The sequence below is a fragment of the Lysinibacillus sp. NPDC097231 genome (genome assembly GCF_044761885.1).
In the GTDB taxonomy this organism is placed as follows: Bacteria; Bacillota; Bacilli; order Bacillales_A; family Planococcaceae; genus Lysinibacillus.
In genome coordinates, this window is sequence record NZ_JBIWDH010000020.1 from 64415 (window position 1) to 80825 (window position 16411).

The 16411-nt window shown below is 35.1% G+C and carries 16 protein-coding genes; 4 read left to right on the forward strand and 12 right to left on the reverse strand.

Annotated elements, in window-relative coordinates; genetic code table 11:
• Positions 1 to 46: 46 nt before the first annotated feature.
• The 3 genes from ACIQXF_RS13395 to ACIQXF_RS13405 are packed head-to-tail and all read right to left on the reverse strand — an operon-like array spanning position 47 to position 1613.
• Complete coding sequence (locus ACIQXF_RS13395) at positions 47 to 571, reverse strand: phage tail protein (protein ID WP_402783613.1); 525 nt, start codon at positions 569 to 571, stop codon at positions 47 to 49.
• A 22-nt stretch (positions 572 to 593) separates the two neighbouring features.
• The gene (locus ACIQXF_RS13400) at positions 594 to 1094 is read right to left on the reverse strand and encodes a phage tail protein (RefSeq protein ID WP_402783614.1); all 501 of its coding nucleotides are present in this window, start codon (positions 1092 to 1094) and stop codon (positions 594 to 596) included.
• Positions 1095 to 1106: 12 nt separating this feature from the next.
• Positions 1107 to 1613 (reverse strand): phage tail protein, encoded by a 507-nt coding sequence (locus ACIQXF_RS13405; RefSeq protein WP_402783615.1) that lies wholly within the window; start codon positions 1611 to 1613, stop codon positions 1107 to 1109.
• Positions 1614 to 2308: 695 nt separating this feature from the next.
• Between ACIQXF_RS13405 and ACIQXF_RS13410 the strand changes: the two genes are divergently transcribed.
• The 3 genes from ACIQXF_RS13410 to catA all read left to right on the forward strand — a co-directional run bounded on the left by ACIQXF_RS13410 (position 2309) and on the right by catA (position 4956).
• Complete coding sequence (locus ACIQXF_RS13410; RefSeq protein WP_402783616.1) at positions 2309 to 3361, forward strand: NAD-dependent epimerase/dehydratase family protein; 1053 nt, start codon at positions 2309 to 2311, stop codon at positions 3359 to 3361.
• Positions 3362 to 3616: 255 nt separating this feature from the next.
• Positions 3617 to 4138, forward strand: a complete 522-nt coding sequence (locus tag ACIQXF_RS13415; protein ID WP_402783617.1) for a GrpB family protein — start codon at positions 3617 to 3619, stop codon at positions 4136 to 4138.
• A 164-nt stretch (positions 4139 to 4302) separates the two neighbouring features.
• Positions 4303 to 4956: a type A chloramphenicol O-acetyltransferase gene (gene catA / locus ACIQXF_RS13420; protein ID WP_402783618.1), complete on the forward strand. Its 654-nt coding sequence runs from the start codon at positions 4303 to 4305 to the stop codon at positions 4954 to 4956.
• A gap of 97 nt (positions 4957 to 5053) precedes the next feature.
• Here the strand turns inward: catA and ACIQXF_RS13425 are convergent, their stop codons facing one another.
• From ACIQXF_RS13425 to ACIQXF_RS13455, 7 genes are all read right to left on the reverse strand, one after another.
• Positions 5054 to 5806: an SDR family NAD(P)-dependent oxidoreductase gene (locus tag ACIQXF_RS13425; protein WP_402783619.1), complete on the reverse strand. Its 753-nt coding sequence runs from the start codon at positions 5804 to 5806 to the stop codon at positions 5054 to 5056.
• A gap of 225 nt (positions 5807 to 6031) precedes the next feature.
• Complete coding sequence (locus ACIQXF_RS13430) at positions 6032 to 6487, reverse strand: hypothetical protein (RefSeq protein WP_402783620.1); 456 nt, start codon at positions 6485 to 6487, stop codon at positions 6032 to 6034.
• On the reverse strand, positions 6462 to 7727 hold the full coding sequence (locus ACIQXF_RS13435) for an MFS transporter (protein ID WP_402783621.1): 1266 nt from the start codon (positions 7725 to 7727) through the stop codon (positions 6462 to 6464). Before ACIQXF_RS13435 ends, ACIQXF_RS13430 begins: the two co-directional genes overlap by 26 nt.
• A gap of 52 nt (positions 7728 to 7779) precedes the next feature.
• Positions 7780 to 7968 carry a hypothetical protein gene (locus ACIQXF_RS13440; protein WP_402783622.1) on the reverse strand — a complete coding sequence of 63 codons (189 nt, stop codon included), beginning with the start codon at positions 7966 to 7968 and terminating at the stop codon, positions 7780 to 7782.
• Between the two features lie 283 nt (positions 7969 to 8251).
• A complete protein-coding gene (locus tag ACIQXF_RS13445) occupies positions 8252 to 8881 on the reverse strand; it encodes a LysE family translocator (protein ID WP_402783631.1) in 630 nt (209 codons plus the stop codon).
• A complete protein-coding gene (locus ACIQXF_RS13450) occupies positions 8881 to 9708 on the reverse strand; it encodes an AraC family ligand binding domain-containing protein (protein ID WP_402783623.1) in 828 nt (275 codons plus the stop codon). The genes ACIQXF_RS13445 and ACIQXF_RS13450 overlap by 1 nt, the downstream gene beginning before the upstream one ends.
• Before the next feature lie 838 nt (positions 9709 to 10546).
• Entirely contained in the window at positions 10547 to 11083 is a 537-nt protein-coding gene (locus tag ACIQXF_RS13455) for a TetR/AcrR family transcriptional regulator (protein WP_402783624.1), read from the reverse strand.
• A gap of 240 nt (positions 11084 to 11323) precedes the next feature.
• Between ACIQXF_RS13455 and ACIQXF_RS13460 the strand changes: the two genes are divergently transcribed.
• Entirely contained in the window at positions 11324 to 13507 is a 2184-nt protein-coding gene (locus tag ACIQXF_RS13460) for an MMPL family transporter (protein WP_402783625.1), read from the forward strand.
• A gap of 418 nt (positions 13508 to 13925) precedes the next feature.
• Here ACIQXF_RS13460 and ACIQXF_RS13465 read toward each other — a convergent pair whose 3' ends face one another.
• Together ACIQXF_RS13465 and ACIQXF_RS13470 are read right to left on the reverse strand one after the other, a co-directional pair.
• Entirely contained in the window at positions 13926 to 14726 is an 801-nt protein-coding gene (locus ACIQXF_RS13465; RefSeq protein WP_402783626.1) for a copper amine oxidase N-terminal domain-containing protein, read from the reverse strand.
• A 312-nt stretch (positions 14727 to 15038) separates the two neighbouring features.
• Positions 15039 to 16226 (reverse strand): MFS transporter, encoded by a 1188-nt coding sequence (locus tag ACIQXF_RS13470; RefSeq protein ID WP_402783627.1) that lies wholly within the window; start codon positions 16224 to 16226, stop codon positions 15039 to 15041.
• Positions 16227 to 16411: the final 185 nt, after the last annotated feature.

The following is a 16411-nucleotide window of genomic DNA, read 5'->3' on the forward strand; positions in this document are numbered from 1 at the left end:
ATATTCTCTCCTTCTTGGTTGTTCACACCCTTCGTTCAATTAATCCTTAACTCTTAGGAGGCCAATCTCCATATAAACAAATAATAAAGCTCAGCCCTAAATATGGTTGCATATTGTTGTGCGGTTGACTTCCACCAGCTACATCAATCGCCAATGGATTCATTTGTTTATTTACTTGTGGCGTATAGACAGGGACAGAGCCTTTCCCTTGTTGTTCCGTCCATATTGCTCCAGTTGGATCATTATTAGTGGTTTGAAGATTGTTACAATTTGCTAGATGATTATGATTAGGCATCTCATTTTCCAACAGTGTTACAGAGGATACACCGCCACTACTGCCTATAATTCTAGGCGTTAATCCTACACCAGTCCCTTGATGAATCGCTGCTCTACCATTTAAATTTGGTAATGCAAACGTTGTTTTTCCATCTCCTCCATATGTGGTACCCAAAATAGCATATAATGCACTATTCGAAGCAATATTTATAAGCTGACCATCGCAAAAAGCCCAGTCTCTTGGTGCAAAGTTACCGCCAAATATTCTGATTTCTCCAATATATGCTTCTGACACTTTCGTCCACCTCCTTTCTTTCCTAGTTTCTTGATGGATAAATTCCAACTAAAGCTATGCAGTAATTTGCCACACTGTAAGGCTGCATATTTTGATGTGGCTGCGAATTTCCCGCTGCTGATAAAGCTTGTATGTTCATTTGTGTATTAAGCTGTGCTGTTTCATAAATGTTTTTAAAAGAGGGGCCCCATACATTTCCAGAAGCCACTTTCAACGTAGCGCTTTCTGAACTAGCGCTGACAATATGTCTATGGGCTGGCATTTCATTTATTGTTAATACATGCGTCTCTTCTCCAGCTTTTTGTCCTAATGTGACACCGTTTCCTACATGAACTGGAACTCTTCCTCTTAAATCAGGTAATGCAAATGTCGTTCTTCCATCACCACCATAAGTTGCTCCCAATATTGAATACAAGGCTTGGTTTGTATTAATTGACAATACTTGCCCATCGCATCGTGCCCATCCTCTCGGAACTATCCCAAAGCCAAACAATCTAATTTCACCTACATATGGTTCACACATTCTTCATACCTCCTATTCCATTGGATACATACCGAAAAGAGCGATAATATAACTAATTGTCAAAAACGGCATTACATTGTTATGAGGAATATTGCCTCCAGCACTTGAAACAATGGCGGCATTCATTGTGCTATTTGGTGGTTGCGTCGAATATTGTATATCTTTTGCCCAAACAGCATTTTCTGGACTAGTTGTTGTGCCTTCAAATGAAGAAGCCTTTACCTGGTGCGTATGTGCCGGGAGCTGCGCTGAGATTAAATTGACAGACTCCACCCCTCCCATTTTACCTATTACAAAGTTAGTACCAGTCGTTGGATTCTGTCCTTGATGAACTACGACTCTACTTTGAAAATTAGGTAATGCAAATGTCGCTTGTCCATCTCCACCATAGGTTGTACCAATTAATGAAAAAAGCATTTCATTTTCTGCAATAGATAATAGCTGACCATTACACAAAGCCCAACCTTCTGGGGCATAGTTACCTGCAAACATTCGAATTTCTCCGACGTATGCTTCCATTAATAACACCATCCTTTAAGAATCTATGACTTTAAAAAATACAATACTGTAAAACAGAAATAATTAGTTGAAAATTTTGAATATTCCGTATAAAATAATTTTATTTACCTAGATATCCAATAATTCATTTTTTAACCAATTCTATTAAACAACAAAATTTTATCCCTTGACATTGACTTATGTATTCGTGTTATATCACTTCCTTAATAGAATTCAATGTTCAGAATGTACATATAAGTGAATAAGTGCTCTTATTTTATTGGGAGGAAATCGCATTTACAAAAAGTGCGAACAAATCACGCTATAAGTGGAAAGCATATTCCATTCAAATTAATTGTACGAAGTGGATGGACTCACTCTTACATCAATCTAAAATAAACATCCTCCTCTACGTGATCTTCAGAGCTTTTCTCTCATTAAGTACATTCCATTTAAAAATACTAAAAAGAGCAACAATATAATACTGACGAATGTTAATACTTAGTGAATTAACATTTAAAAAAATAACACTTACTGATACTTATCTGCAGGAGATTATTGCTTATCATGGTTTAATAGTAAGCTGTTGAAGAATTCCACATCAAACAATACACGAACTGACAACAACCAAATATACAAATAGACCCTCATTACCCAATAAGAGCCATTGTGTTATATTAAACATAACAAAACAACAGAAAGTAGAGGTGTTCAGAATGAAAATTCTCATCATTGGAGGAACTAATTTTATCGGACCATACGTGATTCGCCATCTTCATGCTATGGGCTATCATGATATTACCTTGTTCCATCGAGGCAAGACTGAATTTGACTTGCCTTCCACCGTGAAGCACATATATGGGGACAAAATGCACTTGGAGCAACACAAAGCGGCATTTCAATCCTTATCTCCTGACGTTGTAGTAGATATGATTGCTTACACAGAGAAAGACATCGAGCCTGTATTACATACATTCCGCGGCATTACCAATCGGCTTGTGATGATTAGTAGTCAGGATGTTTATCGCGCCTATGGTGTAGTCCGACAGGCTGACAAAGGACCGTTAGAGCCATTGCCGATTTCGGAAGATTCTGCTGTTAGAAACAATCGTTACCCATACCAAGACCCCACTAAGGATTCCGATGATTGGTGCAATCGTTATGACAAAATCCCTCTAGAAGAGATGGTCATGAACGACCCTTACCTGACCGCAACCGTTGTACGCCTACCCGCAGTTTACGGACCAAACGATCCACAGCATAGACTGTTTCATTATTTCAAATTGAAGCCATTACATCATGGCCGACCAATTATTTTGCTAAATGAAGGTTATGCAAATTGGTTCTGGTCACACGGATATGTGGAGGATGTTGCTTATGGCATTGCATTAGCGATTACGAATAAGCGAGCAGCTGGGCGCCTCTATAACATAGCAGAGCTTCAGACTAGAACGATGCTAGATTTCATTCATGCTATTGGTGACCAGCTGAATTGGCAAGGTAAAATCATCCAAGTTCCATCCGGTCACCTTCCAGATGAACTAGGTATCCCCTTGCGCACAGAACAAAATATCATCGTCGAATCCAAGCGAATTCGTGAGGAACTAGGTTACAGAGAAATTTTCTCCTTTAAAGAAGGATTGAAAAAAACGCTTGATTGGGAACTGGCTCATCTACCAGAGGATATTGGTCATGATGATGACAAAGACGATGCGATACTAAATGAATTACGCAAAGTCGGTGTGATAAGTACCGATCAACCTTCATAAGAAGACGTTGAGATTCTCGAGAAAATGTATTGCCCTCGAGAAAGTAAAAATTCATAGACCTGACGCCTCGCTTTCGGTACAGATAAGCAAAAATAAAGATTGAGTGTTTGCTTACCTCCCTTTAGAGTGATGAAAAGTTGCTATAAAACTCTTCATCGTTCTTTTTTTCAAACAGCATCATTGACAATGCATTAGATTTTTTATAATCATATAAAATTTGTCAAGTAACATAAAATAATGAATGGGGTGTATTGAATGAGGATTATAAAAGTTGTAGATTATAACCATAATTGGAGCAGCGACTATCAGAAAGAGGAACGTTCTGTTAGGGCTATCCTTCAAGAAGAATTGGTGAATAGTTTTCATATTGGAAGCACATCAGTTCCAGGTCTAAAAGCAAAACCCATTATTGATATTTTACTAGTAGTCAATGATATTCACAAATTGGATTCATTTTCTAAGCAATTTCAAGAGATTGGATACGAAGTTAAGGGCGAATTCGGGATAATTGGAAGAAGATATTTCCGTAAAGGTGGCGATCATCGCACATATCAAATTCATGCTTTTCAATATAGCAACATTAAAGAAATAGAAAGACATTTAGCATTTAGAGATTACCTTCGAGTGCATCCCGAAGTTTGCAGGCAGTATGGAGAAATAAAGAGCCAACTTGCCATGCAGCATCCAAATGATATTGATTGCTATTGCGACGGGAAAGACGATTTTGTTAAAAACGTTGAAAAAGATGCTATTAAATGGCATTGGACTGTCCGTTAATATAATGTGGTTGTCCTTTAATGCCCTCTTTACTATATAATAGGGATATAGAATGTTAAGTAAAATAATTTTTTATCAGACAATATCATAGAAAGGGTGTAATGAATGAAAAAAGCAGTGAAAATAGCCTTCTAAATAAAATAATATTTAGGAGGCAAATAATAATGATTTTCAATAAAATTGATCGAAAAAAATGGCATCGACACGAATATTTTGAGCATTATCTTAACCAACAAACAACATTTAGTATGACATCAGAAATAGATATTAGCATTCTGTATAAAAACATTAAAAAATATAATTTTAGGTTTTACCCAACATTCATCTATATGGTGACAAAAGCTGTCAACACTAACATTGCATTTAGAACATGTTTTAATAGTGAAGGTGAATTAGGGTATTGGGAAAAATTAAATCCAAGTTACACGATTTTTAATGAGGAATCAGAGACATTTTCCAGCATTTGGACAGAAACATCGGATAATTTTAAACAGTTCCATCAGAATTACGAAAGTGATTTAAAGAAATATAAAGGTAGGATAAGTTTATTTCCGAAATCCCCTATTCCTGAAAATGTTTTTCACCTATCCATGATTCCATGGAGTTCATTTACTGGTTTTAATCTTAACATTCATAATGGAGGTAATTACCTTTTACCGATTATCACTGCAGGTAAATTTGTGCAGAAGGGAGATGCCACTTATCTTCCTGTTTCTTTACAAATGCACCACGCTGTTTGTGATGGTTATCATGCAGGCTTATTCATGAATTATCTTCAGAATTTTGCCAATGAATCCTATGGTTGGTTATTAGATTGAATATTTTCTACTAAACCTACTTCTTTTGTAGAAAAGCGTTCCAGCTTATTACAGGAACGCTTTTCTAATCTCCCCTTATAAAATTCCTACTTTTAAATTATCTCCCACCACTAACATTCACAATTTCTCCGAGAATATAATTTGAAGCATCGGAAGAAAGGAAGGCAATTACCTCTGCTATTTCTATAGGTGTCGCAGCTCGTTTCATAGGTACAGATGAAGCCATACGCTCAAGTCGATTATCGCCAGGAGCAAATTTATCGTGAAAAGGTGTTTCTACCATTCCAGGTGCTACTCCATTCACGATAATTCCGTATTCAATTAGCTCTCTGGACATTCCAATCGTCATTGTATTTATCGCCCCTTTAGCAGAAGCGTAATGAATACTTTCTCCTGCACCTCCAATACGTGCAGCCGCTGAAGATACATTAATAATTTTTCCGCCTTTTTTCGGAATCATATGTCTTAATACAGCTTGAGAGCATAAGAGAACACTATTTACATTTAATTTGAACGTTTCTTCCCATAGCTCTTCAGTCATATCCATAAATGTACTTTGGCGTATGCCACCACCAGCGTTATTAACTAAAACGTCAATTGTACCAAATGAAGAAATAGCTTGTTCAACCATTGAGTTCACTTCTTCTTTATTCATAATATCAGCTTGAATTGCAATGGCCTCTCCATCTTTTTCTTGAATACGTTGGACGGCTTCCATAGCACCCTTCACATTTGAATTATAATTAATAATTACTTTAGCCCCTTTAGATGCCATCAACTCGTCGGTAGCAAGCCCAATACCTGAGCTTGCGCCTGTGATGAGAATAACCTTTCCTGATAAGTTATGCATAGCTTCTCCCCTAACAAAATGTTTTTACTAGTAATTCTACATTTTACATCGTTAAACCTTGCGAAGGAGATTTTTATATATGAGAAAATGAGTCTTTTGTTACATTACTAGTTAGCTTAACTCAGTGTCCAGAAGCTCCTGCTAGTGCAACTAAAACATCTATTTTTCCTTGCGTTTTTACTCGTGTGGAAGGTTCTGTCGAATCAACTAATTGAGCATATATGATTATTTAACTGTTAAAGGTATCGTTTCTGATTGATTATCCCATGTTATTGTTATTTCAATTTCTGAATTTTCCGTTTCATGTGTACATCCAATAGGTAACACAAAAACACCATGTTCATCTAATGGCGCAACACCTGATGCTTTATCATAGGAATACTCTATTTTTTTCGGAATAGGTTCATTTCCAATAAATTTTATAGTCCCACTGGTTGGTTGGCAACTATCACCTTTCTCAACTTCATAATGTACACTCCAATTATTACTTTCTCCCGAAAATATAAAAGTTTCTCCATCACAACCTGATAAAAGTAATAGGATGAGAAAAATCAACCAAAGTCTTACTCTTTTAAAATTCATATAATTTCTCCCTCCGAATTTTTTTAGCAGCAGGCTCATTTCTCTTGTTGTTTTATGTTTTTGACCAACATTTTTAAGCTTTTCTAGACCAAATGACAACCGGGATAAGTACTAATGATAAAAGACCTCCAGCTAAAGATAGTATTGCATAGCTTGCATTAGCCACTACCATTCCAGAGAGAGCGCCCCCAGAAGCTCCTGCTAGTGCAACTAAAACATCTATTTTCCCTTGCGTTTTTGCTCTAGTAGAAGGTTCAGTCGAATCTACTATTTGTGCAGTACCACTTATTAAACCAAAGTTCCAGCCCAATCCTAGTAAAGATAGAGCAACAATTAATAGAACCATAGAATCACTTGGTGCGAATGCCGCTAATAAACCGGCAAATAACAAAGTCACTCCCGAAGCAATACTCATGGCCGTTCGTCCGATTTTATCAACAAGAATACCTGTTACGAGCGACGGAAGATACATGGAACCGACATGAAATCCTATAACAATTCCAACCTCCGATAAACCATGACCATGATGTTTCATATGTACTGGTGTCATCGTCATTATAGCAACCATTACAATTTGAGTAAGAACCATAACCGTTGCACCAACTGTAAGACCTCTTTTATTGATTGCTTTATTAGAGGATTCTGTCTTATTCTCTTGTTCATATTTTTGTCTTTGAGCTTCTACCCTTTTGGCAATTTCTAATGGATCAGGACGCAACATAATAAATAGGACAAGACCAGCTAGGATAAATGCTGTTGCTGATAAGATAAATGGGCCTGCAAGCGCGGGAACACCAATAGAAACGGCAAATTTCCCCATAAGTTCTACTAAATTTGGACCTGCAACTGCTCCGAATGTTGTCATAACCATTGTCGTGCTAATAGCCGTTGCTCGTTGTTTATTATTGGCTAAATCTGTCCCTGCATATCGTGCCTGTAAATTTGTCGCAGTCCCTGCCCCATAGACTAATAGAGAAACGAATAATAAAATGACACTATTCATCATCGCCGCAATGACTACACCAATTGCACCAAGTCCACCAACAATAAAGCCTGTCGATAAACCTGTGCGACGCCCATAACGTTGTGACAGTTTCCCTACGATTAAAGCTGCCCCTGCTGAACCTAATGTAAATAAAGCAGAAGGTACTCCCGAATAAGCATCCGTTCCTAGCATTTGTTGGGCTAACAGAGCACCAACCGTAATACCTGCCGCAAGCCCTGCCCCACCAAAAATTTGTGAGAGACTGACAACGATTAACACACGTTTATACAAATTCTTTAGCTTTTCGGGTGAATCTATATAACTCTCAATGGATTCTTGTGCTTTTCCATGCATTTTTCAAACACACCCTCTTTCTCTCTCAATGATTAAAACGTTACCATTTTATCTACCCATTCGACAACTTTAACAAATCATCCATAGTAGAAATTGGACATGAAGTTGTTTTATCTAGTAATCTTGATTTTAAACATGTTCCACAAGCTAAAAGCTCACCTGTCAGTTCTTCAAATTTATTCATTTCATCCTTAACTTTATACCATGGATGCTCGATGTTTTCACATTCAACGGGCTTCACTCATTAATGCAGCGTTCGCAAACCTAAATGCATGCCACGCTTTCTCCAGCTCTTTTGTCTCCAAAATGATGCCGAGCCTACTTTCATATTAATTCCCCCTCAAATGTAATTCACTTGTTTTTAATCCCACAATAAACCAGCATCTTGGTTTACCCTTACATCTGTCTTCAGAGTTCGGAACCTTACACCCTATAATTCATGTGCATGCCAGGTGCACAAATGTAGCACCGACAGTAAATGAAGTCGGTGCTACAAGTAATAAAACTATTTTTCTTTGAACACGCTAAACAGCTGTTTTTACTCCAAATCCGATTAACATTAAACCAGTAGACTTTTGAAAGATTATTTGGAACTTAGGTTTATTCAGCCACTTCTTCAGATGATCTATTAGATAAATCAAAATCATAAACCATCCCACTGCTATTATAGTGAGTATTAATCCTAACACGATTAATTGTTGATTTGTATTTCCATTAAGATCAATAAATTGTGGCATAAAAGTTATGTAAACCAAGATCGTCTTTGGGTTAAGGATATTACTAATGGCTCCTTGTAAATAGGACTCTTTATTATATTGGTGCGCTGACTTGTGAGGGTGCTGGCATTCTACTTGAACGGATTCTAACGAGAGTGTACTTTTCGAAAAAAATGATCTTACGCCTAAGTAAAGTAAATAGGCAGCTCCCATATACTTAATGGTATTAAAAAGAAATAGGGACTGGGCAATGACAACTGACAAACCGAAAACAGCAATAATGGTCCAAAAAGTAAGACACGTTGCCATGCCAAGTATCGTATAACGTCCAGCTTTTGATCCGTGGCTAAGCGTATTCTTCATAATAAGTACTGTATCTGTACCGGGCAACATAGACATCATAAGGGCCATTAAGATATACGCTAATAAGTTTTCCATCATGAACCTCCTTCATTTTCAAAAATCCTCATATATTGTTTTGGTGTTAACCCAACCTGTCTTTTAAAGAATTTAGTCAAATGGCTTTGATCACTAAATCCTGTTAAGAAAGTTACTTCAATGGGCCTTATCCCTTGTTCCAAAAGCTTTTTGGCATGATTTACTCGAATTGTTTCCAAGTAGCTGTTAGGGGAGATGCCCATTTTTTGTGTGAAAGTTCTTAGTAAGTGGTATTTGCTCCATCCTGAGAAAGCACTTAAATCATTAAGCGTAATCGTCTTCGTATAATTCTCCTCTAAATAGGTACACACCGCTTTAATTTCATGAGTGCTTTCAGAAACTGGTAAAGGTGTTTCTAGGTCAGAATAATTCTGAATAAGCTCTTCCAATAAGTATAAAAAGAGTTCTTCCTTTTTAAGCTCACTCTCATCCTGTGAGATTTTCAAATGCAGTTCTCTTAAATTGTCTATAAGCTCGCTATGATATAAAACATTTTGGTTGAAACACGGGAGGCATTCGTTGCCATTGATTTCTAAAACCATCTTTTTCATTATTTCTGGTGTTACATTGATGCACCGATAATCTAATGTTTTACCATCTATTTGCTCACAACTGTGCGTATCATAAGGGTTAAATAATAATAAAGCTCCGGGATTAATTATGTACTCTTCACCTTTACAAACTAAAGAACGTTGACCTTCTTCAATAAATCCAATCACATAATATTCATGAAAGTGAGAAGGAAACTTTTGCATGATTCCTTTAAATCGATAAGCTTCGATGTTTAGTTCAGAATCAAGATAAACCGTTCGAATTTCATTTAACATTCCGATCCCCCCTCGTAATGACAATTTTAGAATATCATTTATGATAAAGCTTTTCTTGTATGATATTGCGCTTATACACCCCTTGAAAAGATTCTTTTGGTTCAAACTTCCCTAAGTACCGAACCCAATAAATGAATCTCTTTTGTTCTATTTTTTATTTAATCAATACCTTGAAGATTTTATCCTTTAACAATTAGAGGTACATCGTTATTTCCACATAAAAATGTCTACTTTCCCTAAGAAGCAGACATTATTTATACTAATCAATTAATAATACTTTGTTTGAGATATGTATATCTGTATCTTCTATATGACTGAGGGAAACGGCTTCATTTCAATCCGGGCAACTCCTTAAAGACATTGTTTACTTTGTAACTAATCCAAGTGTTGTTGTTTAGTTACCATATTACAAAGAGTAATAAAATTCTTCTGCTGTGGCATTTTAGTAGTCTTTTGCCTGAAACCCAATGTCTTACCATTGAATGATTAATCCTAATTCTTTCGCTACTGTTTTATAATTAATCCCCTCTTGTGATTTGAATTCGTAAAGTTATTTAATTTTAATCAAAAAGATAAGAGCCTTACTACAAATTATAAGTAGCATAGCTCTTTGAAGTTGTTTCAATTTAGATTCATTTAATTTATATCCTTAAAAAATGAATAATAAATTGTTATTTTTCTTATTCAATAAACGCCTCCGTTTGTTGAAGTAGATTACCATCTCTTTAACTGTTCGATATTGAATAATTTTCAAATTATTCAATGATAAAGGGCTATTTATATAGAGAATCTCTTTACCTGTTAATGATAATTATTCCTAATAACAAATCTATTGAGATTAAGTGACATTCATACTTTCTAAGATTTGTACAACTTCTTCAGTTGGAATTTTCATATCATCATTTATCCATTTTCGAATTACTTCAATGATTCCTCCTGTCGAATAAGTGAAAAAATATTCTAAATGAGTCTCATTAGCATTTGGTAACTGTTTTTTTATTTCTGCAATTGCTATATCATGTGCAGAATTCAAAACTGTATTTAGTACACGAGAGCCATTTTTTTCATTAAAAATGATTTTACAGAGATCCTTATTTATAAGTATCAATTTCAAAAGTTCATTTAGTATATTTTGTTCTCCTGAAATATTAATTGTACTCATCATTTTCTCTATCAATTCTTCTTCAATACTTCTCATTAAATCAAAGGGATCATTATAATAAGAATAAAAAGTTCCGCGATTAATATCTGCCATTTTGCAAATATCCGTAACTGTAATTTTATTTAAGTTTTTTTCTTGTAGCAGCAGTAAAAAAGCCTCTATAATTACCTTTTTACTATACAGTGTTCTTCGGTTTCCTGGTGTACCAACCACGTTTTTCCCCTCCCTTAGTAACCAATTCACTTTAATATGTTTTTAAATGGACAAAAAATTAATAAATGATTATTTAATAACACCTGTTTTTATTTTGCTTATTGTTACCTTCAATTAGCCTTAATATACTATGTCTATGCCATTAAATCAACAAGGTGTTTAATTAATAACTTTTTGTTTAAGCAATAACTAGTTGTTTTAATGTGTTGTATGTAAAATTAGGATGGAAGGAAGCTGTTAATGGCAAAGTATCTTTATAAATTAGGAAAATTGGCGGCAAACAATAGTAAAAAAATAATTGGAGGCTCAATATTAATTCTCTTTGTGATAGCAATTATTGCAATGAACCTGGGGTCAAATTTCTCTGAGGACATGTCTATACCTGGATCAGAATCAGAAAAAGCCCTTCACCTCATTAAAAAGGAATTCCCCTCTAATACAAGTCAAGTACAGTTAGTATTTAATGCACCTGAAAATAAAACCCTAGATTCTGAAGAGATTAATAATGTAATTACGGATACATTGAAAGTGATAAAAGAAAAAGATAGTTATATTGTTTCTGTAGCAAGCCCATTAGAGTTAGGGAATATAAATAAAGATAAGAATATTGGTTATGCAATTGTTACTTATAATGTAGCAGCAGACAAGGTATCGGAAAAATCAAAGAAAAATATTATAGAAAACATCGAAAATATACGTGATGCTGGCATTCAAACAGAACTTTCTGGTGATGTTTCATTTTCTGAAATGGAAATTGGAGGAATAACAGAAGTAATTGGGGTAATTGTTGCTTTCGTTATATTGGCAATTACTTTTATTTCCTTATTAGCGGCTGGATTGCCAATTATTACGGCGGTTATTGGACTAGCTACAGGAATTTTTTTAATTATGATTGGAACAAATTATTTGGATATTACCTCAGTTTCAATAACGTTAGCAGCAATGTTGGGACTGGCAGTAGGCATTGATTATGCTCTCTTTATTATGACTCGTTTTAGACAACAAAGGAAAGAAGGATATTCTGTCCAAGAGTCTGTAGCAATTGCAAATGGAACAGCCGGTAGTGCTGTAGTGTTTGCTGGTATAACAGTCATCATTGCGCTCTTAGGTTTATCTGTTGCAAAAATACCATTTTTAACAATGATGGGTCTATCTGCTGCCCTTTGCGTATTATTCGCAATATTTATTGCAATAATTGTGGTTCCAGCTTTTTTAGGTCTGATGGGACATAAAGTGGGACCAGATAGAAAGAATAGTTTTTTAAGCAAAATTATTAAACGTGATAAAAAACAAACCACTTCCGATAGATGGGGAAATTTCGTAGCAAAACGCCCGCGGGAGGTGGCAATTATTGGAATTACACTTCTATCTATAATTGCTATCCCTATTTTCCATATGGAACTCGCATTACCAGATAACGGTTCGAAAAGTGAAGAGACAACAGAAAGAAGAGCATATGACTTACTTACCAAAGCTTATGGCCCTGGCCATCTTTCAACATTAATTGTAGCTGCTAAAACCTCAAGCGAAACAACCAATCTACAAGTAGCATTAAGTGATACTATAGAAGAGCTAAGTGGGTTATCAAATGTAAAAAATGTTAGTCCGGCAATTCCTGGACCTTCAGGAGAATTGTATCTTATTTCTATAACTCCAGATACAGGAGCTGCCGATTCAGAAACAAAAGATCTTGTAAACGATATTCGAGAAAAAGCAAAGACCTTGGAAAAATCGGAACATATAAAATTAATGGTTACAGGTACTACGGCAGTAAACATTGATATATCACAAAAACTGAGTGATGCATTGCCAATATTCGCTTTATTAATTATTGGATTTTCATTCATCTTATTAGTACTAGTATTCAGGTCTATTCTAGTTCCATTAAAAGCAGTACTAGGATTCTTACTATCTTTAGGTGCAACATTAGGATTTACTGTATTTGTTATTCAAGATGGAAATTTAATTGATTTATTTGGATTTCCCGTTGCTAATCCTGTATTAAGCTTCTTACCAGTCATTGTGATTGGAATTTTATTTGGGTTAGCAATGGACTATGAAGTTTTTCTAGTTAGTAGAATGCGTGAAGTATTTACACATTCCAAGGATGCACGTAAAGCTGTTTTAACAGGTATAAAAGATAGTGGTGGAGTAGTAACAGCTGCAGGGTTGATAATGATTTCAGTATTTACTGGATTCATGTTAGCTCCAGATCCAATAATTAAAGCAATGGGCTTTTCACTCACATTTGGCGTTATATTTGATGCTTTTGTAGTAAGAATGGCTATTGTACCAGCAGTGATGATCTTAATGGGAAAAGCTTCTTGGTACTTGCCAAAGTGGTTAGATAAATTACTACCAAATTTAGATATTGAGGGAGAATCATTTATGAAAGAAATAGAAGAAAAAAGGAAGAAGAAATAAAAAAATGTTAATTTCGAGTAATGCATAAATAATTTTAACTAATGGGACTGAAGGAAGTTGATTCTTATTATTCTTCAGTCCTTTTTCTACAACGGCTAATGGGCGCTCTAATGCAACAGGAAATACAAAAATGATCTTAATTTTTTATAAAAAAGTTCTTCAGTCGTATTAAATAAAATCATTAAACAATCTTTTGTAAGATATGGATGTAACCATATGTTTGAAAGAGAGGATGTTAATATCTAAACCCTTAAAGCCATTGGTTACTCCGAAACATTTCCGAATGTTGTCATAACCATCGTCGTACTGATAGCCGTTGCTTATTGTTTATTTTTTATGATACAAAAAGTAGATTTACACCAATATTCATGGCGTAAATCTACTTTTTCAGTGCCCTCGTGCTTAAGGGGTTTATAGCTTAATTTGCTTTTCTTCCTACAGCTATAATATAGGCTGGATCATGAATACCTATGCCTTTAGTAACCCAAAAGGATTGTCCAATATTAATTTCAGGTATCTTTTTATTTCCAGGTCGTGTATATGAGTCTACTGAAAAACCACCTGAATTGAATTGAACTAGTGGCTGAATATCTGTTTTACCGTGTGCCACAGTGTTGCCTGTCATATTTTGTGCCTTGATGCTAATACTAGAATTCTGGACTTTAAACGCACTTAGGTGGAAAGCCTCATCAAGATAACCAGCCGTAAAATCATTACCAGCAAAACTTTCAAATGGTTCTCCTACTACAACGCGCTTATCTGTTATATGGAGCAAATTTACATCATTTCTCCATTTGTACTCGATATCTGTATTATCTAAAAATAAACGAAGTGGTAAAAACATTGCTCCATTTTTTAACACAGGAACCGTATCCATCGTTATTTCTTTTTGATTAACATAGGCTGTTTTGGCGTTAATTGTTAACTCAAAGGTCTGGTTTAAAAGTTTAACAGTAGCAGTTTTCGTTTGATGGTTATAAGAAACCTCACCACCCATTAAATCCTGTATAGTACGCAGAGGCACTAACAAGCGTCCTTGCTGATCAAGAAACGGCTCGCTTGGTCGTGTATAGAGAATAAAATATTTATCCATTTTTAAATAAATCGGTGTTTCTTTAGCTGGTAACGATGAAGCATTGGCCTTAAAACCTTGTGGAGCGACTATTAACAAAATCAAAGCAAATAGAGATAACAGTATTAATTTGAATTTAGTATGCATAATATACACCTCTTCTATTTATTAATATTTGTTCCAGTAAAATTATTTTTACCTAATGTACTTGCACTAGTAAAAATCTCAAATGCTCTAGCAGATCCTCCATATTGGATTACTCATACTTAAAGGAGCAATAACGTTTGAGTTTAGAGTAATGTTAGTATCTGGTTTTCCTATTTTTCTTAGATTCTTTTAAAAGTAAAATTTTAACCTCATCAATTTCAAATAGGATCGTATCACCATAGATAAAAACTTAATAATGAAGGTAAAACTGTCAAAATGGAATACAGATTTGACAGTTCATTTTGTTTATTTTTAATGTGCATGCATAACAACATTCTTTTTCTTTGAGTATAGTAAAAATGTAAAAGTTAAGCTTAAGCTAATAATCCCAAAAACTAGTCCCATTCCACTTAAACCGATTAAATCTAGCATCATCCCTGTTGACAATAAAACGACCTGAAAGACAACAGAATCTATCATATTACGGAATGAAAAAAACCGTCCATGGAAATCCTTTGGTACTTGCTTTTGAAAAATCACCATTGTAGTTGGGAAAAAGCAACCTACTGAAAAACCAAAAACGCCAAATGCCATTAACGCAAAGAATTTAATATCTGACAATAGTAGCATAAGCTCCATCGAACCAATGATAAAAGCTAGTGTAAAGAGTAGTTTTCCCAGTTGAACGCGTTCAGCAATCATTTTTAAACCTGCTGCACCTAACATGAAACCAATGCCTTCCACTGTATACAGTAATCCTGAGATGGTCGTAGACTGATGAATCTCAGAAATTTTCATAATCACTAAATTAAAAGAACCTAAAAATAATGTTGGAATTAACATTAAAACGAGAGTCATGATTACAACAGGATGTTCCTTCACCATTGGTAAAACCTCTTTAAAATTCCCCTTTTCCTTTTTCGTTAAAGACTGATTAGTCGATTCATCTAATTGTAGGAAGCTCGTAATGACTAACATAATAATATAGACGATAAATGAAATGATGTATAACCATTTCAGCTCAAAGAAACTTAACATGAATCCTGCAGCTGCAGTACCAATAATCCTTGAAATCGTTCGCGCATTCATTTGCCAAGCATTTAATGTCATTAAATCATTATCCTTAACAATCATTGGAATGATAGATTGTAGTGCAGGCATATAAAAAGCCGCAGCAATTTGTAATGTGATTAAAAATAGAATCATCCAAATAACCGAGTTCGTATATAATGCCATAAACATAAATAAGACACTGACTATTCTCCCTAAACTTGCCTGCTGGACAACTGTTTTTTTCTTCGACTGGTCAATAATACGGCCTGCCAACGGACCTACTACTAAACCTGCTAATATCCCACAAGAAATAATTAATGACTTGTGAAAATCAGAGGGAACAACCTCTTGCATAAATGCTAAATTCCCTATAATCCCAGCCCACAAGCCAAGGCCAACGACAAATTCACCTAATAAAATAATCCATACATTCCGATTACGCCACATGCTGTATCTCCTTGTTGTTTCATATTCAATTAATAACATCCATAGTAACAAAATTGTAAATATTCGTACATACTAATATTACAATTTTTTGGCTCATCACCAAAATCTGGGGATGACAAAATCAATGACCTGTTTCCAAACGTAAACGGAGGAAAAGATGGGCATCATTTCGGTAGCCAAAACCA